We start from the raw sequence: 19434 nt of genomic DNA on the forward strand, positions 1-19434 counted from the left end.
TGACTCCGTTCAATTAGCGTGCCCGCACTACATAGTTAGCCAGCATGTTATTCGTGCGTAGCCATTCAATGACTTCTTGGGTCAGCAGGTCGAGGTTAGCTCCGTTCCCAGTGGCGGTGGCGTCAAAGAACGCCTTAACCGGAACTGGCACGTCGTTACTCTCGACAAACTGGATATTCGCTAAGTCCTTCGAACACGCGAGCACCTCGCGCAAAGCCTCAACAGTAGCAGGCACGAGATTACGGTATTGATTGAAACGCTGATACAGGCGCGTATAACGATCCAAAGATATCTGGTTTTCCGGCAGTGCCTGCAGAATGGTCTGCTTGCGTTGCTCGGGAGGGACTCCACCAAACAACTTGCTGCTGAAGTAGACTTTCCAGTCCTGCTTCTGCTGTGCCTCTGCCGAAGCTCTGAACTCGGTTAGTGTCGACACCAACTTACTCCAGCGCTGCTTGTTCACCAAGGTAGTGGCCTTAGGTGACTCGACAAAGCGGGCATTGATCTGACTGATCAGTTGTTTCGCCTTATCGATGGCCTCAATTCGCGACAGGGGAACGCTCTCCTCCCGAAGCAAGGTGTTTCGGCGTGCCACGGTCACGATCCGATTGGCCAGTTCCTGCAGTTCATTCCGCTTTGCCGCCAACGCCTCAGCTTCCTCGATGCCACTGCTGGCGGCTTCAGCATGCATCAAACGCACGCGGACATTTCGTGCATCGTTTAAGAGCATGCGGTTGCTCCTTCCAATTCCAGAGCATTCATTTCACTCATGAGGTTTTCGAACAAGATCTGGATCTCACTAGCCTGCGCCTGGGGGTCCACGCCCTGGAACTGGTCCTCCAATCCCTTAGCGCGCTTCTCCGAAGCGCGCACCACCTTGCCCGCCGCTTCGACGAAACGCGACGCCACGATGAGCGGATGGACGTCAAAACGCCCCATACGACTGATCAACTGGCCATCGCTCTCCCCCGCTTCCCCTGCTCCGGAATTCATAAGCACGGACAGTGCCTCGAGCAGCGCGCCGCTGCGGAACTCTTCGCACAAATTCTTGAAGGCCATGTGGCCCATGCCAATTTCATCCAAGTTCCAGACGCCGGACTCCTTCAACTGATCTGCGAGCGCCTTGAGTTCTACTGCAATTTCTTGCTTGTCGAAGCTTTCGCCGAGTTCTGATGTTAATTTTGCTCGAATATTACCCGCCCCCTGCAATACTCTGCGCACTAGGAGCTTCACACGCGCTTCGCTCATCACCGCGAGCGCCTGCTTCAACTCGGCAGAGATCAAGTCAAGCGAGTTCAGATTGGTCACTTCGCTCTCAGGCAACAAGTAGTCGGTTACCCTCGCCATGTCTATGGCATATGGCGTCTTACCAGCACCTTGGAAGCTGCCGCAGTAGAAGGCAACGAGTTGGAGTAACTCGGGACGTATTCGTAACGCCTGCTCCTGCAAGGCGCGCCAATCGCCGAATTCTGCAGGTACCCCGTCAGGCAAACGTTGGGGGATACTTGGCGCACCGAACAAGAATGCAGCGAGACTGGCTGGGGTGCGGTAGCGCTCCATAAGACCGAGGATCCTGCTATTTATGGATAGCAATCGTACTGCCATGCCGAGTTTCTGCCGTATTTTAGCCCGCAGAAGCGCCAGCGCCTGCGGCATCAGTCGGTCAATAAGATTGCCGATCCAAACCAGGTCGTCGTCAGCTCCTTCGTAGTACATCTTCCCGTCATTCAATTCGTAAAAGCGAACCACGGCGGCCAGTTCTGTTCGCAATTGGCCGGAGGGATCAGTGTGATCGTCCGCCACCAATAACGCATTTTCCCCCTTGTTACCTCCCCCCCCGGCGTTCGGTATGAATACATCCGTGGGCATAATAGGCGACTTGATGCAACGCTCGGCTGACCAATCGATCCGCTCATTGAGAGCGGACGCGATCGATTTCCGGATTTGGTTAGCAACTGGTTGCTGGGGTAGACGCTCACTTTTTTGCGCCCATCTCTCAAGAGCCTCAGTGAGGTACTCGTCCTTCGGCTTTGGTTGTGAATTCGGAGACGGTTGAATCGGATCAATCTTCGGCTTACGTTGTAGGGCGCTGCGGAACTCGATGTTCGGCCGACTCAGCTTGAAGGCATCGAATACCTCCTTCGGAATGCAGCCGATCTCCTCCGACGTACGAGGAGCATTGCCCCAGATCGCGACGACACGCCGGTAGCGCTCCCGCACTTCTTCAGACACTGGAAGCGAAGCTAGCCACTGCGTGACCTCCGCATTCGTCCCAGGGGCATTGACGTCTGGTGGCGGAAACTGCCCACGTTCGAATGCTGGCCTGCCTGACAAAAGCAAGTCACGCAAAATATTGTCAATAATGAACCGCGGAGTAAAGACCAGGGCATTGTTCCGGGTGAGCACAGACCGCGCGAGTTGTTCAATGGCTTGCTCTGTGTATGGGAATAGCGGAATCTCGCCCTCTTTCCCAAAAGCGGCCAACACAGGGTCATCGCTAGTATCTTCATGGTCGGCATATGGCCCGATCCAGGCTTCCTGCCCGGCATGCGCACCACCCTTTATCTCAAAGTGATGCACTAACTCACGGTAGCCCCAGCGCGCAGCATTCAAATAAGAAGCAACGAGCGCCTTAGTACGGCGCAAAACTTCTTGCTCGGTGGATAATTCGCTTTCCACTTTCCATTCACGCTTCGCACGGGTTGCGATTGTGTCCTCGGAATCTAGATAGCCATCTGTCACTGCGATGACAGAACGCATCGTCGCCAACTCCCTAACCCCATTGCGCACACCTTCCTGGATGAGCACCTTTAGCAATATATCCTGGATACCGGTGAGTGCCTTGAAGTCTTCCACAAAGATCACCAGTTCGCGCTGTTGCTGAAGTAACAGGCGGCGAATCTCCTGGATGACTTCTTGCAAAGTCATACCACCCAAGGATTGGTGCAGATTGAATAGCTGGCGAATCGCTTGGTCGACAACCTTGCTCTCGTTGAGCAGGCGAGTAGCTGTACGCATGCCTTCACCTTCCCGAACTAGCAATGTCCGAGTGTAATAAGCGTGCGTAGGCGAAGCGGCCTTGCTGATGTCTATGGCATCTGGCAGTTGGAAGTCGCTCGGATCAAAGTCCTTGACGGATGCCTCCTGCTCAGCCTGATTCTGCCCAGCAATAGCTCGCTGCACGAACCTTGGAAATACGTTCTCGCGAAAATAATCGACAAGTACTGGGTCACCCATGAACTTTGGTAAATTAGCAGCATGGCCCCATTGCTCTTTCAATGCCGAATCTCGAGGATTAGCCCTAACACTAGCCTCTAACCCTTTCGTTAATTCGCCCAAAGCGATCTCTAGCTCTCTTTGGAACCTGACAACTGCAGTTTCGATGTTGAGTTCTTCAGTGAACGCCTTAGAAAACTCTGCCTTGACTGGCGCGTACTCCTCCCCTGGCAGTTTTTCCAGGATCAGTTCCACAACTCTCCGGAGGCTGGCGCTCTTTGGGATGCGGATGATCACATATCGGTCATCCTCATTCGTGCTCTGCAGACGAGCCGTTAATATACGCACCATGTGCGATTTGCCGACACCGGATGCCCCGGTGATGGGAACAACATGAACTCCGGTGGGTACATCCTTTGTGATCAGGTACTTGAATAGATCTTCTTCGCTAGCTTCGAACTTTACACCCGAAGAAATCTGCTTGTAACTTAGTGGCGAAGGTTTGTGGACAGCTAGCAGGACGGCATCGTGGGCGCCCTCAGCTTCGTGTTTGATGCAGTCATTAACTTCGTCAGCATTAGGCCAATAACTCAGCAAACTCATGGTGCGTCCCTCAACAAGCTGATATGGGTAAAGCTTTCCCATGTCCGCCCCCCCTGCCCGACGAGCGTTAGTCGTGAACCGGCATCAGCCAGAGTCACCAAGCCGATCATTCCCTGCTTCTGCAAACGCCGCAAAGCGAATGACAGCGCAGTCGACAAGTGTCCGGTAGCAGGTGCTGTCCAACTCTCAGGCCTCAGGACCTGTTCCACTTCAAGACGGTAGACGCCAGAATCCAACACCGGCAAACGTACGGCCAAGCGCGACACGAACTCAGCCGCAGGCACTGTTTCGCCTTTTCGAATAACCTCTTTTAATTCCGAGCGCACCGCTACTGTCGGGTCGAAGAAAAAGCTGGAGTCGTCACCAGTGGCAAAGCCAAGGAATCTCGCCCAAGACCGGAGCCCAGCCCAACGTGTGTCGTTCAGAAAGATGAATCGTCCTGTTTGCACCTGGGTTGTAATCAAACTTTCGATTTCACCATGCGTGCTTGGTAGCGCGTAGATATCCTGAGTCAGGCACCAGGCCAAACCGCGGCATAGGTCGGCCGTGCGCCCAACCTCCTCTTCCGAAATGCTGCCATTGGCGGGCCACAAGGGCATCCCGTACTCCAGGCGCAAGGCAAGGCCGCGGCAAATGGTGGGAAGACGCTCCGTAAATGCGTCAGCAGACTCCCCTCGTGTAAATTCAACATCCAAACGAACTTGGTCGCGGTCTTCGGCGAACAATCCGAGAGCGACCCAACGGAGCAGCGTTGCACGAGCCCGGGATGCCAGGTCCTTGCGTTTGTCGTTATCGGTTTCTTTGCCGCTTTCCTTATCGATGCCGGAATGCGGGACGCAGACATTAATCAGATCATCGCGAGAAATGGCTTTGTCTCGGGCGACGATTCTGGCCAGAGTCAGGAGTATCGGATGGAGACCATCGTTTTCACGGTTAAGAATGCTCATTGGGTTATCACTTGAATTAGTTTTTCCAGATGCAACGCATTCGGGGTGACGTCGGCAAGACGGCGCAAGCTATTACCAGGATCCGGCATGCCGAGCGGTAGCAGCACAACATGGAAGGGCCGCTGCAACATCTGGGTATCCATGATGAGTTCAGGGGAGGAGTCCGGTTCCAGCACCGTCAAACGGGCAAGCGGGGAGTAAGGCTCCAGATCGGAGTCCAAAACCGACCGATGTAGCAGTACCCGGTCGCGCGCGAACTGATATAACCGGGTCCACTCGGGAATGCACATCAGTGGCGATTCAGGGTGGGCTGCCAACTCACGTACGCCGCATGACTGCACCAGCCATCCAGCGAATTGCAGGATGGCTTGTCGGACGCCATCCCTGGGTCGACTCTCGTCGTAGAAGACATAGGCAAAAGCGGGGTCCACCCAAGGAAAATTTTCCCGCCAGGCGTCGGCGGACGACGATAAGACACGATTCACCGGAACGACGACCGGTTCGGCATAGTGCCTGCGATCCTCAGTGTCGAAGCGATCCGCCGGACAGCCGCCGCAAACTTGCATTACCTGAACCGGCCAGCGCAACGACCGAATGCGGTACAACTGCGTAAGCGTGGCACCGACTTCTTGACCGATCTGCTGGTCCAGGCCGCAGGACCGAGGCAGCAGTTGCCGCATCATTTGCAAGTTCCGCTCAGCCGCCTCTAGCGTCTTGTTTCGCGAGGCTCTGATCGCGTCTTCCCAGACTTTGGAAATAAGATGGCCGTCGTTTCGGATTCGTACTCGCACGTTTGCCATTGCCGCTAGCATTGACGAAGCATCCTCGCCCGGTTCGGTATCCTGCTCGTCGCGATTGACCTCTAGTTCGAGAGTTATTAGGCCAGCACGCGCCATCAGGATGAGGGTTCGCATGTTCCAGTTAACGTTGTGTTCGCTTCCCCCCGGTAATCCTTCGCGCACGGCGTCGATATTGATGCCCCACAAGTCCTCTTCAGTAGTTGGCTGGCGTGACTGGTACATGGCCTTCCAGCGGCTGAATCCAAGCTCATCGGAAATTATCTTGGGCTTTGCGAGTCGCTCCGGCAAAGCCCAGTCGGTATCGTCGAATACCAACAGGCTGACCGACGACTTGCCATCACGGCCACCGCGCCCCACTTCTTGATAGAATCGGTCCAGAGTTTCCGGAATCGTCGCGTGGATCACCGTGCGCACATCAATCTTATCGAGACCAACGCCAAAAGCTGACGTGGCGACAATGCCATCGAGGCGATTGGCTGCCCACTCCAAAATGATTCGCTGCCGCTCGCGATCGGGCGTTCCACCGTCAAACGTGGCTAGGCGGCGCAGGCCTCCGCGAGAACGCAACACTGTGTTCCAAGACGCGATTTCTTCTCGCTTAGTGACGTAAAGAATGAACGGTCGCGGCGCATGTCGCAGTGCCTCAAGCACGCGTTCTTGCTTTTCGTACGTCGATGCAGCCTTGTAGAACCAATATTGCGGTTCCGGGCGAAGATGCACTGCCGATACCATTTGTACCCGTTCGGGGGGGCCGAATAGGCTAGCCAATGTTTCTACCGTTTCATCCGTGAAGGTGGCACTCATTAGCAAGGTTCGAAAACCACGCGGCGCCAACCGAAGCAGGCTGTGGCGCAGACCTGCCAAGGCCTGAAAGGAAGGACGGAACTCGTCACCCCACTGGGTGACCAGGTGAGCCTCATCAATCACGAAGTACCGCAGCATGCCGTCGGTGGTGGCATCCGACACAACACGTAGTAGCGAAGTGGTGAGCGCTTCTGGTGAGGTGAACAGGATTCGCTGGGTGCCATTGCGCAGACGCTGCCGAATCTCTGCACGCTTTTCTTTCGATAAGCCGCCGTACCAAGCCAGCGGCCAGTCGGGGCGGGAAGAACCATTACTTCGAAACAGTTGCTGCATAGCGCGCTCCTGGTCGAGAGCAAGGGCGACCGTCGGCACGACGAAGATGGTCAGATGGCCATCCTCTTTATTTACTAAAGCGGGGGCCTGCCCGACCAAGCTTTTTCCAGAGCCCGTCGGTAAATTGACCATCAGGGTATCGCCTTCTGGGATCAGAAAGGCGGCACGCACCGCCTCGCGCTGACCCGGGGACGAATAGTTCGTAAAGCCGGTTCTATCATGAACGAAGGGATCCACCTCGCAATGCACCATCCGACGTACTTTCTTGTCGGAAAAGGTATCGGCGAACACGCCATGTTCTCCGCTACCAAGCCACTCTGGATGCCACTCTCGAGCTGTTAGCAGATATGCAGTGGGTCCCGCTTCCATCGCTTCCACCCCATGGTCAGCCCAACTTGCCCGATCGGGCCACCCCCGATCGGCAGGCACACGCAGCCTCATATTCTTGCCCGCGCCGTCGCTGGCGCGGAGCAAAACATGCCGCAACAAGGGTTGCAGGTCGGCATGCCATGTTATGTCGCTAGGCTGGGCTTGCGCTGCACTCAACAACTGGAAAATCCGCTCCAGCAAGCTGTCATCTGCCTTTTCCGACCAATCAGTGGCTACTGGCCAAATCCCGAGGATAGTCTGTAATTCATCGAAACCGAAACTCATGCGCCTTCCTGTATGAAGCGTTGGATAAGGGATACAGGTTCGCTAGTGAGGAAGACCACGCCGGCGACGTCGACCTTTATCGAAGGGGACAATATGCCCCGATGGAGAGCGCGGTTAAGCTCCTGTTCTAATATAAGCTGGTGTGCCTCGCCCTGAGCCTCCCGACCTTGCAAGGACTGGATACGGGTCTGCAACTGAGCGTAGCGTATCTCGTCTTCGGCCACCGCCCGATCCAGCGCGCGGTGCTGTCGCCCCTTCAATTCCGGCCTCGCCATCACAATAGCCAGCGCGCGGTCGCGCATCCGCTCACAGCGCTCCTCCCAGTTGGCAAAAGTATCCGGCGCCACCCTCCGAAAGGCACGTAAGTAAGGTGTCTCAAGATTCTTGTCGATGTATCCCTTACCACCCTTTTTTGCATACTTAGCAATCAAAAAACGCTCAATAAAATGTTGCGGCAGTTCATCTCCGTCCTCGTCCACCCAGACTTGCACCACCGCAGGGCTAAATAAGGAGTCTCCGCGTCTTGCCAGTACAGCCTGTGCTGCTTCGCCCGATTGGCCATGATCGGTAGTCAGAACCGCGATGGCATCATCCAAGCACGCCTCCACCACAAAGTCGAAGCGGAAACAAAGTCGGATTTCTGAAGGCGAAAAATGGTCGAACACTTGCCGCCACATCACATAACTACGGCCACGGTCGTCCAAATCCGAAAATGACATGACAGCCTCAATAAACGCTGTTCCGTAACGCAATGGGCTCACTCTGCGCCTGACGGCAGTAGGACGGTGTACAGCATACGGATAGGATTTCGGTAGGGCAGCACGACTGCCTGGTGCTTCGAAATCAATAGCGCCCAAAAAATCGTTAATGAATCCAGACGAGGGAATGAGTGTCGGTGACTGATTGTTGCCATCCGGCGGGTAGTAGTGAAAGCGGAACGGATCGTCCACCGAATGGGTACCAGGAGTTCGCGGTTCACCTTCCTTGCGGAACAGAAGCGTATCTTCGATCCAATACATCATCGTGTCACGGATGGTCCTCCAATCCCCATCTACTTCGAACAAGTCGTCTAGATCCGCTTCAGGCAACGGCGACAGTTGGTCCAGCGCGTCTTGCTGATCAATCAGTTTGAGTTCGCGGGCCACTAAGCCGGAGGAACCAGCCAAACGATCACGCAACGCGTCAAGTGCTTCTACGCCGCCATGGATCAGTGCCCCCCTCAAAACATCTAGTTCAGCCTCAACCAGGTACTGCAGGCTCGAGATGGACTGGTTAAAAACGCCCCATCCCTGGTCGAGAATGCCGAACCATGCGGATTGGAGCGGCGCGTCTTCATCGAGCAATACGTATGACTGCACCGAAGTGCCGGCGCCATAGCGGTCAACACGCCCGATGCGCTGTTCGATGCGATTTGGCTGTAGGGGGAGGTCAAAATGCACCACGACCTTATCCCCGCCCTGCAGGTTGATGCCCTCTTCTGCCTGGCGGTCGCAGACAATGACCCGAATCGCGGAATTGGTTAGAAATTCTCGCCAACAATGCTCATTAACTCCATCACTAACCTCGCCAACATCGTGTCGTATCAGGCCGAGGTTGCTGCTCCTTAAGTGAGCAAAGACTTTGTCAGCGACACTCTCGCTGGCGCAGAAAACTACCGCCTTGGTCGACTCCGGCAACGTTCGCAACCCCACATACAACCGGTCGAGGCGGGTCTCCATCCACTCCTCGTCCTCAATCGCACGGATGACGGTCCTGAGGAGTACCTCCTCTCCGATAAAAGACTTAGACGCGTCGCTTTCAATACTGCGTTGGCGCTCCGTGCAAAGTTGGCGAAGGACACCTAGATCCTCCAAAAGAGCGCAAGTCACGGTCCAGTAAAACGCCACGAGCGCCTGCGCAACAGCGGCATCCGCTGACCCGATCGACAGCGAGGCACTAACGCGCCAGTCCTCTACAACTGATTCGAGACGCTTCATCGCTGAATCCTTAACCGTCCAGACTTGCGCTCCTTTGCGGTCGGGCGTTAAACCCTCCACTTGGCTACGGCGGTTGCGCAGGATGCGGCGATTGAGACGGTAAGTCTCGGAGATATGAGCTCGCAGGTGCCGCACAGCCATGCAAAATTCCGCGTCATCCTCGTCGGGCAACTCGAGCAACTTCTCCTTCAGCGCTCGAGTCAACTGCGCCAAACGCAGGTCGTTCGGAATACGCTCAGTCAGATCATCGAGCGCAGCATCCATGAAAAAGAAATTGCTCGGATCTAGGGCTGCGACCGTCTCAGCGAGCGCCTGTCGATTGACGATCTTGGCATGGAAGTTCTCTAGATCATCGAGTTGGTAAACCACCGGATCCAGCAGATGAAGCATGCGCAGAAAGCCTTCCTCGTTACGCAAAATCGGCGTCGCCGACAGCAGGAGCAAACGGTCAGTACTCTGCGCCACATCGCTAATTAGACGGTACAAGTCTTGCTTTGCATCGTCAGCGTGAGGGTCGGCCAAATGATGCGCTTCGTCGATGACTAGTAAAGATAGGTTGGACAGAACGTCGCGCAAGCCCTCGTTATCTTCCTGGGGCAGCACGAATACCGATTCATCGATGAAATCGCGCAATCCAAAGCGAACGATTAACTCATCCCGCCATTGGGTCACCAAGGCATGCGGGACTAGCACGAGGACTCGATGCTTACGCAAATCATCGAGCACAACTTGGCGGATGATAACTCCCGCCTCGATCGTCTTACCGAGGCCAACCTCGTCCGCAAGCAGATAACGCTGGGAGTGATCGGTCAAAACACGTCGCACTACATCAACCTGGTGAGATTCCAATTCGATAGCAGAGGACAGCAAGGCAGAAATGCCAAACGCAGCGCCTCGTTGATGAAGGTAATTCTGTAGGAAGCCAGACCGCGCATCAGCAAAGCGAGGCGTTTCGGTAACAAAGTTACCAAGGAAACTGACCGGGTCTTGGACCGGTCGCTTCCATCGAACAAAGACCTGCTCGTAGCCAAGATAAACGTCGACTTTGTCAGCCAAGCGGATCTCGACGCCTTCACCGTCGTCCTCGCGTACTCGCCCGATACGCCACTGACCATCTAGTTCGTCGTACGTAAAAACTCGGGTATTTCGTCCCAAGCGCTTTTGCTTGATTGAGGATAGAGGTACGTGAACCCGGTGCCGCATCGCGCTGGTCGGACAGTCGAAATACTCAACGACACCTATCGAACCATCACGGCCAACGAGCTTACCCAAGCCATCACTTTCAGAATCTTTCACTAAACAGAACATGACACCTCTTGTCCGTGCAATAGGACACCACAAGAGAAATGTCTTCTGCACTTCCTTGGCTGCCTCCAACGTTCGCGTTGAATTACCTCAAAGAGAATACAACCGCCGCCCGTCAGAGTGAACGGATTTTTCAACGCATTAGTACCTGCTAACTGGGCCGTGCCACTTTCAGCCAAACACCATCATTGGGGAATCGGTCAGTGCCTTGACCCCGGTAAGTCCCATCCCACAACAATTGCTCGTGGGATAGGTTCTAGCCTGCTAGTTGAGTACCTCAACCATACCGGGCGATTCACGAATCGAGCAGGGCATCCATAAGGCCAGGGTCATAGTCATCGTCCCCCAGATGATTAGCCATATGTAGCAGCCCTAACCCGACTTTCTGGCAGCCTAGCCAACCTTTCTGTAAATTGCCGAAAAGTGCACGTCCCTCCACAATCTCACGCTCTGGCGCGTCAGCCTCTTCTGGCCAAGCATGCAACGCATCAAAAAAATCGCCTTCAGCGGGCTCGTCATCCATGTTTTCGCGCAGGTCTGGCATTTCATCGTAGGCAGAGCGGCATGCTTCTCTTAGCTCATGCGCATAACCCTCGAAATCCTTGTCATCATTACCTTCGAACTCATCGTGCAAAAACAACGGGACACTAGCCAACGATTTGTAGCGGCGACCGCTACGGTCGTGTCTGATCAGCGTTTCGAAAAACTCCAACTCAGTGAATTTCGCTCCCGAAGGCAGCCACCCTGCTTGCACGTTGAGCTCATACGCGTTGTAAACGTTTTCGTTCAGCACCGCCAGATAATCGCCGATTCGCGTCCCTACAAAAATTTTCTCTTGCACATCATAGTGGCGCTGAAAAACCTCTCTCTGTTTCTCGTACGCGTCGGCGATCTTGTCGGCACGTGCCATCCCATGAGTGAACAATTCACGCTGTCGTACCACTCGCTTTTTATCCTCGGCGCACGCGGGTGCAGCAACCAAGGTGGAAAACGGTTGACTACCCGAGTTCGTCGGTGGTGCCGCAAATTGTGCCAACCCAGCGACAACACCTAACGAAGCATCACCCATCACGATGTCCGACTGGCTGAACACCTCTTTCACGCAAGTTTGCACGTAGGGAGCTCTGGACATGCCTCCGGTCAAGAAGACAACCGGGTCGGTTTCCGGCAACTCGGTGCAGACCTTCTCGAGCAGATCGCGAAACCCAGCCATAAAACGTTCCGCGCTAGACTCAAGGTCCGTGCGATCAGCGTGCAAACTCAAATCATGATCAATATATTCAAGGGGCACGTCGGCGATACTCTCGTCACTCAAATCGATCTTGAGTTGTTCAATATCCCGGTTCAGCCTGACCGTAGTGCCTTTCTCCTTGAGCCTTTCCAGCCGCGCTTTGAACGGTTCGATCACACGCGCAGTAGACTGATTAGCAAAATCCCGCTGCAGGCTCAAATCGCTGACTTTCGCAGCGCTGCGATAGACGTGAAGAGGCAAGCCGTGCTCATGCCCTTTGCCGAATAGCGGCATGGCAGTTCGCACCGACAACTCAACATCGACATCGGTCCCTCCACGACCCCTGCCCCAAATTTTATGGATAACTGGCTCATGAGCATCACCACCCACTTGCGCATAGGCTATGTCGGTTGTGCCACCACCAATGTCGATGATGAGCGCTGCATGCGAATTCACGGATTCACGGTGATAACCAAAGGCAGCAGCAGAAGGCTCCATTAGGAACTCAACGTCCGAAAAACCGGCCTCCCTGGCGGCTCGCTCCAGCAAGTCCTGAGCAGCCTGATCGTTGGTACTGCCGACCACTCCTCGAAACTCAACAGGCCGCCCCAGCATTACCGCTTTCACTTCGGTTCCCAACTGCTCCCCGGCCACGGTTCGGATGTGCGCCAACACTTGCGCTACCACGCCGACCACGACGTCCTGGTGGCGAGGCTCCAACTTATACCCAAGCATGGATTTGGGTGACTGGAAGATACGTCCAAGCTCATTGTTGTACAGCGCGTCGATAGCCTCCTCGCCAAACACACCGCTGGCCTGGCGAACGTCCAGTCCTTCCTGCGCGATGCTCTTCCTCTGCATGCTGACCCAGCGTCGTCGGATAGCATTGATTGTAGTTCGCCGAACTTCTTCGTCTGAAAGACGCTTGGGTTTTACAAGCAACTCTCGCCGTTTCACCTTCTGCTGGGCCGAGTAGGGTGCACCATCTTTAGCACTATGTTTCTCTTCCCTGACCAATCTATCCAACCGCGCCTCATACTGGGCGACAAGCTCGCTATAAAGGCTTTTGTGCGACCTGATCGCATTGTCAATCTCCTGTTCATTCTCGGCTGTCAGGAAAAACTGCGACGGGTCCACATAGCGGTCAGGGAAGAACACAGCCGTCCGAAACTGCCGTTCATGGCCAAAAGTAATGTGCCGTACCTTGCCTTCTATGCAGGCTGCTGCGCTGGAAAAACTTGTTCCGAAATCGACCCCAATCTTCACATTCCACTCCTGTAAGGCCCCAAAAAAATGTCTGAACCCGCCTTGTCATGCCGCGACGCATTACTTATCTAAATCACCTACCGGTGGCCGCATTTTCTACTGAGTTTCCACCCTACACATATTAGCCTTCCCGCTTACATGCTCATGTTTCTCCTGGCGCCAGGTAAGCCCATGTCCTCGTTCACATGAACACTTCAGGCACAAGGTCTTTCTCGAAGCCTGCGTTAGTCGGCAAGCGAATTACCTTCAGCGTCTGCTGGCGGATGCCGGTTCTGATCAAATCGGCGATGGGCCCCTCATCGTTGTGCGCCAGACAATCGCGACTCCCCAGGATGATCACAGCATCACGCGCCCTGGAGAGGGCAACATTAAGTCGATGTCGGTCCAGAAGAAATTGAGTGTTGCCCCACGCGCGGGTCATTAGAAGGATGACCATGTCGGCCTCTCCGCCTTGCACGGCATCCACCGTTGCAACAGACAGGTTCATCGCGTATCGCCTGGCAGATGTGTCACGCGCAACGACTCTTAACTGACCTTTGTACGGACACACAATCAAAAGGCTCAATGGTTTTCCAGATGCACACACTCGGCGGTCGAGCGCCGTCAACAACCGATACAGCGCAGCCCGCTCCGTTACATTTTCCAGAGACGACGCCACGTCGTCATTCGCTGCCCGTTTGTGTCGATAATTGGGCATATCGGAAAAATCCACGAAGACCGTTCTGGCGCAAGTCAGGTGCCAGCCCGCCCCTGTGCGATACGACTCGAGCCGGTCTTCATAAAAGAGTTTGCTCACCAGATCACCGATGTCTTTATGCATTCGGTATTGAACGGTCAGCATGCCTTTGGCTTCAGGTGCAAGGCCGTCGTACAGTTCCTGGAAGAAGTTTTTGCGCAGCAGTGCTTCCACTTCAGGCATGGGTAACGAATAACCGATCCTCTCGTCCAGACTGTCCGCGGTTACCGTCGGTGGCAACTGATTATGATCGCCCACAAGGACCAGACGCCGAGCCACCGCCGCAGGGATCATCAGCTCAGCGGCGAAGGCTTTACCGGCTTCATCCACGACCACCAGATCGAAAGGATCCTTCAACAACGCAAAGTCGCTGCGCGCCATGCCGGTGCAGGTGGCACCGTGGATCAATTTGTCGCGAAACGTCCAGCGAGTTGCCGCCTCACGCCCCCTGCGTGAGCGCAACAGAGTGTGCCAGGCGCTGTGCAATTCGGGATGAATACCGGCGTCGCCATTCCCCAGCGCCTCGATTCCGGACTGATGCCAGCAAGGCTTGAGCGCCTCGCCAATCTTTTCTTCCTTGCCATAGCGAACAGTGACAGGGCGTAGATACTCCGCCTGCTCCAACAGATCCTCTATCAGCTTGCTCACCGCCACATGAGTAGGTCCAGTGATAAGAATCCGAGGCCATGTACTCGGGGCATCGGCGGGGAAAAGCGTCTTGAGCCACTGTACAAGCGTGGTTGTCTTACCCGCACCCGGGGGGCCCCAAACGGCCACGACAGGCTCGGTGGATTGGAGAACCCGCAAAACCCCTTCGCGTCCAAGGTTGCACGTTTGATCCGGGTCAGTCTCCATCGCCAGCAGTGCGCTGTGTACGGACGGCGCAACGAAGTCGCCGATAATCGCCCGTTCCAGTGCTCTGGACAGCATCTCTTTCTGGCTACCTTCCTTAACCAACTCGATGCGGAACAGGTTAAAAGGATCGATTTCGTTCTCAGTGATCTTTTTGGGCACCGACAGCGTGAGTTCACAGATACCCAATTGCTGGTCCAGTAAACTGAAGGAAAGCACCGGCCACACTCTATCTCTGCCGACTGCGCGCAATCGCGGCGTCCCTCGCTCGCTCAGTGCACTTTTCAACCAGGCAGGTATGCCCTGCACACTCAGCGTGCCTGTCACTCGACGCCCGTTATCTTCTGCCCTTCCGGGCAGAAAACCACAACTGGCACTGTTAGCCAGATACGTCTGCTGCTCGCGGTAGATCAGGGACAATTTACGCAGGCGCAGTGCCGCCTGTCTTTGCTGCGCCGCGTTGCGATGCACAAGACGCTCTTCATTCAACGCGCACACGAAATCGTTGAACCGGTTACGTTGCGCAAGTTCGTCATCCGAGCTACCAAGCAGAAACGGCGCCAGCGCGACATAACAACGCAAGATATCTTCTGGAGACTCATCAGCCGTACTGACATCGACCAAGCGGAAGCAGGATTGAAGCGGGTCAATAGCGGTCACCAGGCCATATCGCCCCAGGCGAAATACAAGATATCCATTCTCTTGCTGATAGATATGCCAAGGCAGGTCCTGGATCGCAGGCGTCTGGAAGTAATCCCAGATATCCTGAACTGCCGGGATCTGGTCTTCGCTGACCCCCAACGCTACTGGCCACCAATACTCTTCGAGCCCGGCAATCCGCGGGTGCAACCTGACCGGCAAGCCCCCGCTTCGCTCGTTGCTGAGAATCTCCTGGAAGGTCCAGCCATCGGCGAACACTTCCAGCTCGCTGCCTGGTTTGATCCATTGCCCTTCGTTTCTGCCAAGCCGCAGGCTCATGGTGACATCAAGCCCTTCCAGCTCTGCGGTACTGCCCTCAAGCCTTGTCACCGTCACAGTGAGAGGCTCGGCGGTGCTCGCCAGCGCAGCGTCGAGCAGCTTCGCGCGGCGACTGCAGATCCGCGCGCTGCCCTGTTGATGGTCGACATCGTAAAACACGCCTCGACCATCGAAATCGCTCGCCTCGAGCACATAGTCATGCAAGCGTCCGGGCAGCCCCCCGTGCAAGGCCACGGTTGAGCCTTCACACGGATAATCGTGGGGCATGTCAAGCCAGGCGACCGTGGGTAGATGTTGCGGCAACTGGCCGACGAGCGTCCGGATGTACCCACTCGTGCTCTGAAGATACGCACGCTCCGCAGCAACGCGCCCCCTGGCCAGCTCTATCTCGAGCGTCATACGGCGAAAGCTTCCAGACTCGCGCGCACCGAAACGCTGACGCAGGATTTGCTGTGCCTTGCTGTGCGCACGCTCAAGCTCGCTGGCGATTTCGGCGCGAATTTCCTGTTCAGCCTCAAAGACTGCCAACAACTGCAACAAGTAGGGCCGTACCAACGCCGCGCGCTGGCGAGCGTCCGCAGCGTAGATGGCTTCTAGCTTTGCCTCTAGCTCGTCGATCTCTGCATTCACACCATCTAGGCGCTTGCCGTTCCACCAGCTGACTGCAGTGGCCGTGAGGGTGATGCCTGCCAGCAGAAGCATGAACATACGTCAGCGCTTCCCTGCCTGGATCAACTCAACCATACGCCCCATGTAGACCTCCATGGTTGCCCGGATCTCGCGCTGGTTGTCGTCTGCTATCAGGGAAGGGTCCATCACCGCCTCAAGCTTGCCAAATACTTTCAGGCATTCATTCAGTACCAGGTCGACCTGGTCCAGTTGGCGATGAACAGGCGCATTGGTCGCCCGTATCTGCTCAAGCTTTTTCTGCGCAAGATTGACCGCTTCCTGCGCCGCGCGTACACGTCCATTCCATTCGGTGACGGTCTTGCCCAGCTCGATGGCGGACTGCAGCACCCCCATCAGGTCCCTGAGCAACCCGATGCCTTGTGACAGGACCTGGGTCCGATCAGCGCTAAATGCGGTATCCCGCTTGATTTCAGCCTGGCGGGTGCGCTCACGGGCAAGTTCGAGGGCATCAGTACCCGAGTTACCGGATTTACCGGTCGCGCCCGCCGTTCTGGCAAGGTTGGCTGGCAACTTGAATCGTTGGTTAGACACGCCACACACTCCTTCAGGAAACGCTGTTATTGAAATACTCCAGACTGCGCCTTAGCGCGCGGTCCGCTTCCATGAGACGCTCAAGCGTATCCTCGAACGCCTGTATGTCTGGCAGATCGCTATTTCTAATGATCGTGAGTTCATCCATGCAGTGGCGAGTCAACGCTACGCACCCGAGCGTCATACGCCCCATTGCCTGCCGAACAAGGGCAATCTGAGCCATCTCTCGACGAGCCAGATTGATGTCTTCCTCCAGTTGCTTGCGCTCAAGCTTCAACCGCCGCTGTTCTTCCGGAATGAGCGCGCTCAATCCATCGCGATGAGCCCGCGCCTGGCACAGTTGCAAATAGGAGTCGACAGCTCTCAGCACTGCTGATGCCGCTTCAATGCCCATCAGCACCGGGTTGGCCCCGGCCGCAGCTTTCTTGAGTCCGCCGGAAAAGCCATGGCGAGCGCTTGCCGCCAGGAACGTCTTGGTGAAATAAATCGCCTGGCGCGGGACCTGTGTAGCCATGATCGATCTTCCTAGGATTGTATCCAGCACCATGTGGGAGAAGTTGCCTGCGCTAAGCGAAGTGCAGCCCCGGCAGGCATATGCTGCAGGACGTCGTCCTGGCAGGTGCCCGCCTGGTGAACGGTTTGCTTCCCGTTGCGCGGCGCCCAGAGCGTTTGAGTGACCGGCTCCCAGAAAAGGGCCTGTGCACCTTTCATGTAACGAACCATGAGAAAAGCATCGCAACCCTGTTCCTTGGGTGGAGGTCGAAACGGTGCCTCTCCCACGGGCTCGAAACTCCTCCACAGACCTGCAAGCAACCAGCGCTCTGGCACATCGAGCGCCAAGGCTCGCCAGTTCGGGGTCTGTGACAGGTACACACGAACATGAGGATTGGCGATCATTGCAGCGAGCTGATCGCGCTGCTCATCGCCCACCTGGACCTTGCCCAACAACCAGTTGGGCAGTGCATCCCCGCGCAAACGCAGAAAGCGAGTGAGGTTCCTGATGTTGGCCACGGGCACCGGCAGGTTTCTTGGATATTGTTGGGTCGTTGTGCTCAGCGGATGAACCTGCTGATCGACAGGTGCCGCACTGGCAAACAATCCACCGAGGGAAGACTCGTTGAGCGCCCTGGACGTTTCCAGTCCGGCCAGCAACCGCCGGCCCGATTCTGAAAGCACGTCACCACGCAACAACCCCTCCTCCGTCAACAGCGTCGCAATCTGCTGCACCGAGGCTGTAGGCAACCCCGTCAGATTGGCTATCCCGGTCAAGTCCAAGCCATGACACACCGCCTCGAGAACAAAGAGTGCGACCGCGTCACAACGCCTTGGAATCCGCGCCGAGGTACGCACCTGAAATTCGAAGGCTTTGAAGTACATGGTGACATTGGCGGCTGCCGGTTGCGCCTGGCACGCCTTGATACTGGCCGTCACCCGAGAGCGACGCGCACGCTTGTCGGTGAGCCATTTCTCATCTAGAAAGATGTCGCTGATCTGTACCGAGACCCGCTGCTCGAAACTTAACGCCTCGGATGGATGATCGATCCAGCTCCAGCATATTTCTGCGAGCGGCACCCAGATGTCCAGTCCACCTGCTCTCAGCCAGGCTCCACTGGCTTCAAACCGATCGACTCGAGCTTCCATCCTGGAGCCTGCGCGCACACTGGCCAGAGCCCGGCGCCTATGCGCCTCGGTGATGGCATGAACACTGCCCTTCCAGCCGCGCTCACTCTTCTCCAGCAGAACGCACTCAAGCATGTCCCCTTCGGACACGTACCCGGACGGATCTTCAACCCGTACATCGCCCATGACCAACTCATGCTTGGGAATCAGGACCTTGGTGTCACCATGCATGACCAGCACGTAACCAGGCGCGATCTTGCCGACCCGCCCAGTGACGATCCTTCCAACGTTCTCAGGGCCAAGGACCGATACGCCAGGCGTAGGTCGCGGTCGTGGCGATGTGTTCGTGCGGCGAGGCTCAAGATCCTGCACCAGCCCTTCCAACATACGTCCCAAAATACTGAACAATCCAGGCTCTCCTGTCTGGATTTGCGCGGTCGGTTACTGCGCCAATGTGATTGCACATTCTAGCCGCACTTCATGGCTATATGCCATAACAAACCAATCGGACGGGCTGCAGTTGCTGAGCGCGTGTGCTGCCTGTCGCCCCCCTCGATCAAGGCGGCGGCGCCTTCAATGGTTTTTTGGGAGTCGAGCGGCTTCCGCGGGATAGATCGTATTTGCCGGAGACATTGCCAGTGTGATTAGTGAAATGTTTTTCGGCGGCCCTGATACTTTTGACACGCCGGAAATCTGGGAGAGTTCGTCGAGAGCGTGAGCAGGATAGATGAGGGCAAGCTTCGATGCGTAATGCATCCTGAGTCCCCCCAAGCGCAACAAATGGCCAGCGCCTTCATCCCGAGGGCTAAGACTGTCAGCAAATGCAAATACATGCGCCACAGCCGGTCGACGCGCTGTTGCTGATGCAAGAGTGCGCATACAACCTTCCACC

Annotated in this window: 10 protein-coding genes; all 10 read right to left on the reverse strand. The window is 55.9% G+C overall.

Going from position 1 to position 19434, the window contains the following annotated elements; translation table 11 throughout:
* Window positions 1–13: 13 nt before the first annotated feature.
* The 10 genes from dpdI to SOP95_RS04010 all read right to left on the reverse strand — a co-directional run bounded on the left by dpdI (window position 14) and on the right by SOP95_RS04010 (window position 18950).
* Window positions 14–730 carry a protein DpdI gene (dpdI, locus tag SOP95_RS03965; protein ID WP_323606236.1) on the reverse strand — a complete coding sequence of 239 codons (717 nt, stop codon included), beginning with the start codon at window positions 728–730 and terminating at the stop codon, window positions 14–16.
* Window positions 721–3819: a protein DpdH gene (dpdH, locus tag SOP95_RS03970; protein WP_323606238.1), complete on the reverse strand. Its 3099-nt coding sequence runs from the start codon at window positions 3817–3819 to the stop codon at window positions 721–723. The genes dpdI and dpdH overlap by 10 nt, the downstream gene beginning before the upstream one ends.
* The gene (dpdG, locus tag SOP95_RS03975) at window positions 3816–4766 is read right to left on the reverse strand and encodes a protein DpdG (protein ID WP_323606239.1); all 951 of its coding nucleotides are present in this window, start codon (window positions 4764–4766) and stop codon (window positions 3816–3818) included. The genes dpdH and dpdG overlap by 4 nt, the downstream gene beginning before the upstream one ends.
* The gene (gene dpdF / locus SOP95_RS03980; protein ID WP_323606241.1) at window positions 4763–7357 is read right to left on the reverse strand and encodes a protein DpdF; all 2595 of its coding nucleotides are present in this window, start codon (window positions 7355–7357) and stop codon (window positions 4763–4765) included. Before dpdF ends, dpdG begins: the two co-directional genes overlap by 4 nt.
* On the reverse strand, window positions 7354–10641 hold the full coding sequence (dpdE, locus tag SOP95_RS03985; RefSeq protein ID WP_323606243.1) for a protein DpdE: 3288 nt from the start codon (window positions 10639–10641) through the stop codon (window positions 7354–7356). The genes dpdF and dpdE overlap by 4 nt, the downstream gene beginning before the upstream one ends.
* A 292-nt stretch (window positions 10642–10933) precedes the next feature.
* Window positions 10934–13135: an Hsp70 family protein gene (locus SOP95_RS03990; protein ID WP_323606245.1), complete on the reverse strand. Its 2202-nt coding sequence runs from the start codon at window positions 13133–13135 to the stop codon at window positions 10934–10936.
* 181 nt (window positions 13136–13316) lie between these two features.
* On the reverse strand, window positions 13317–16409 hold the full coding sequence (locus tag SOP95_RS03995) for a DEAD/DEAH box helicase (RefSeq protein WP_323606247.1): 3093 nt from the start codon (window positions 16407–16409) through the stop codon (window positions 13317–13319).
* Between the two features lie 3 nt (window positions 16410–16412).
* Entirely contained in the window at window positions 16413–16922 is a 510-nt protein-coding gene (locus SOP95_RS04000; RefSeq protein ID WP_323606249.1) for a hypothetical protein, read from the reverse strand.
* Window positions 16923–16935: 13 nt separating this feature from the next.
* Window positions 16936–17436, reverse strand: a complete 501-nt coding sequence (locus SOP95_RS04005) for a hypothetical protein (RefSeq protein WP_323606251.1) — start codon at window positions 17434–17436, stop codon at window positions 16936–16938.
* Window positions 17437–17447: 11 nt separating this feature from the next.
* Window positions 17448–18950 carry a hypothetical protein gene (locus tag SOP95_RS04010; protein WP_323606253.1) on the reverse strand — a complete coding sequence of 501 codons (1503 nt, stop codon included), beginning with the start codon at window positions 18948–18950 and terminating at the stop codon, window positions 17448–17450.
* Window positions 18951–19434: the final 484 nt, after the last annotated feature.

The organism is Pseudomonas sp. YuFO8 (assembly GCF_035065025.1).
GTDB classification, from domain to species: Bacteria; Pseudomonadota; Gammaproteobacteria; order Pseudomonadales; family Pseudomonadaceae; genus Aquipseudomonas; species Aquipseudomonas putida_AE.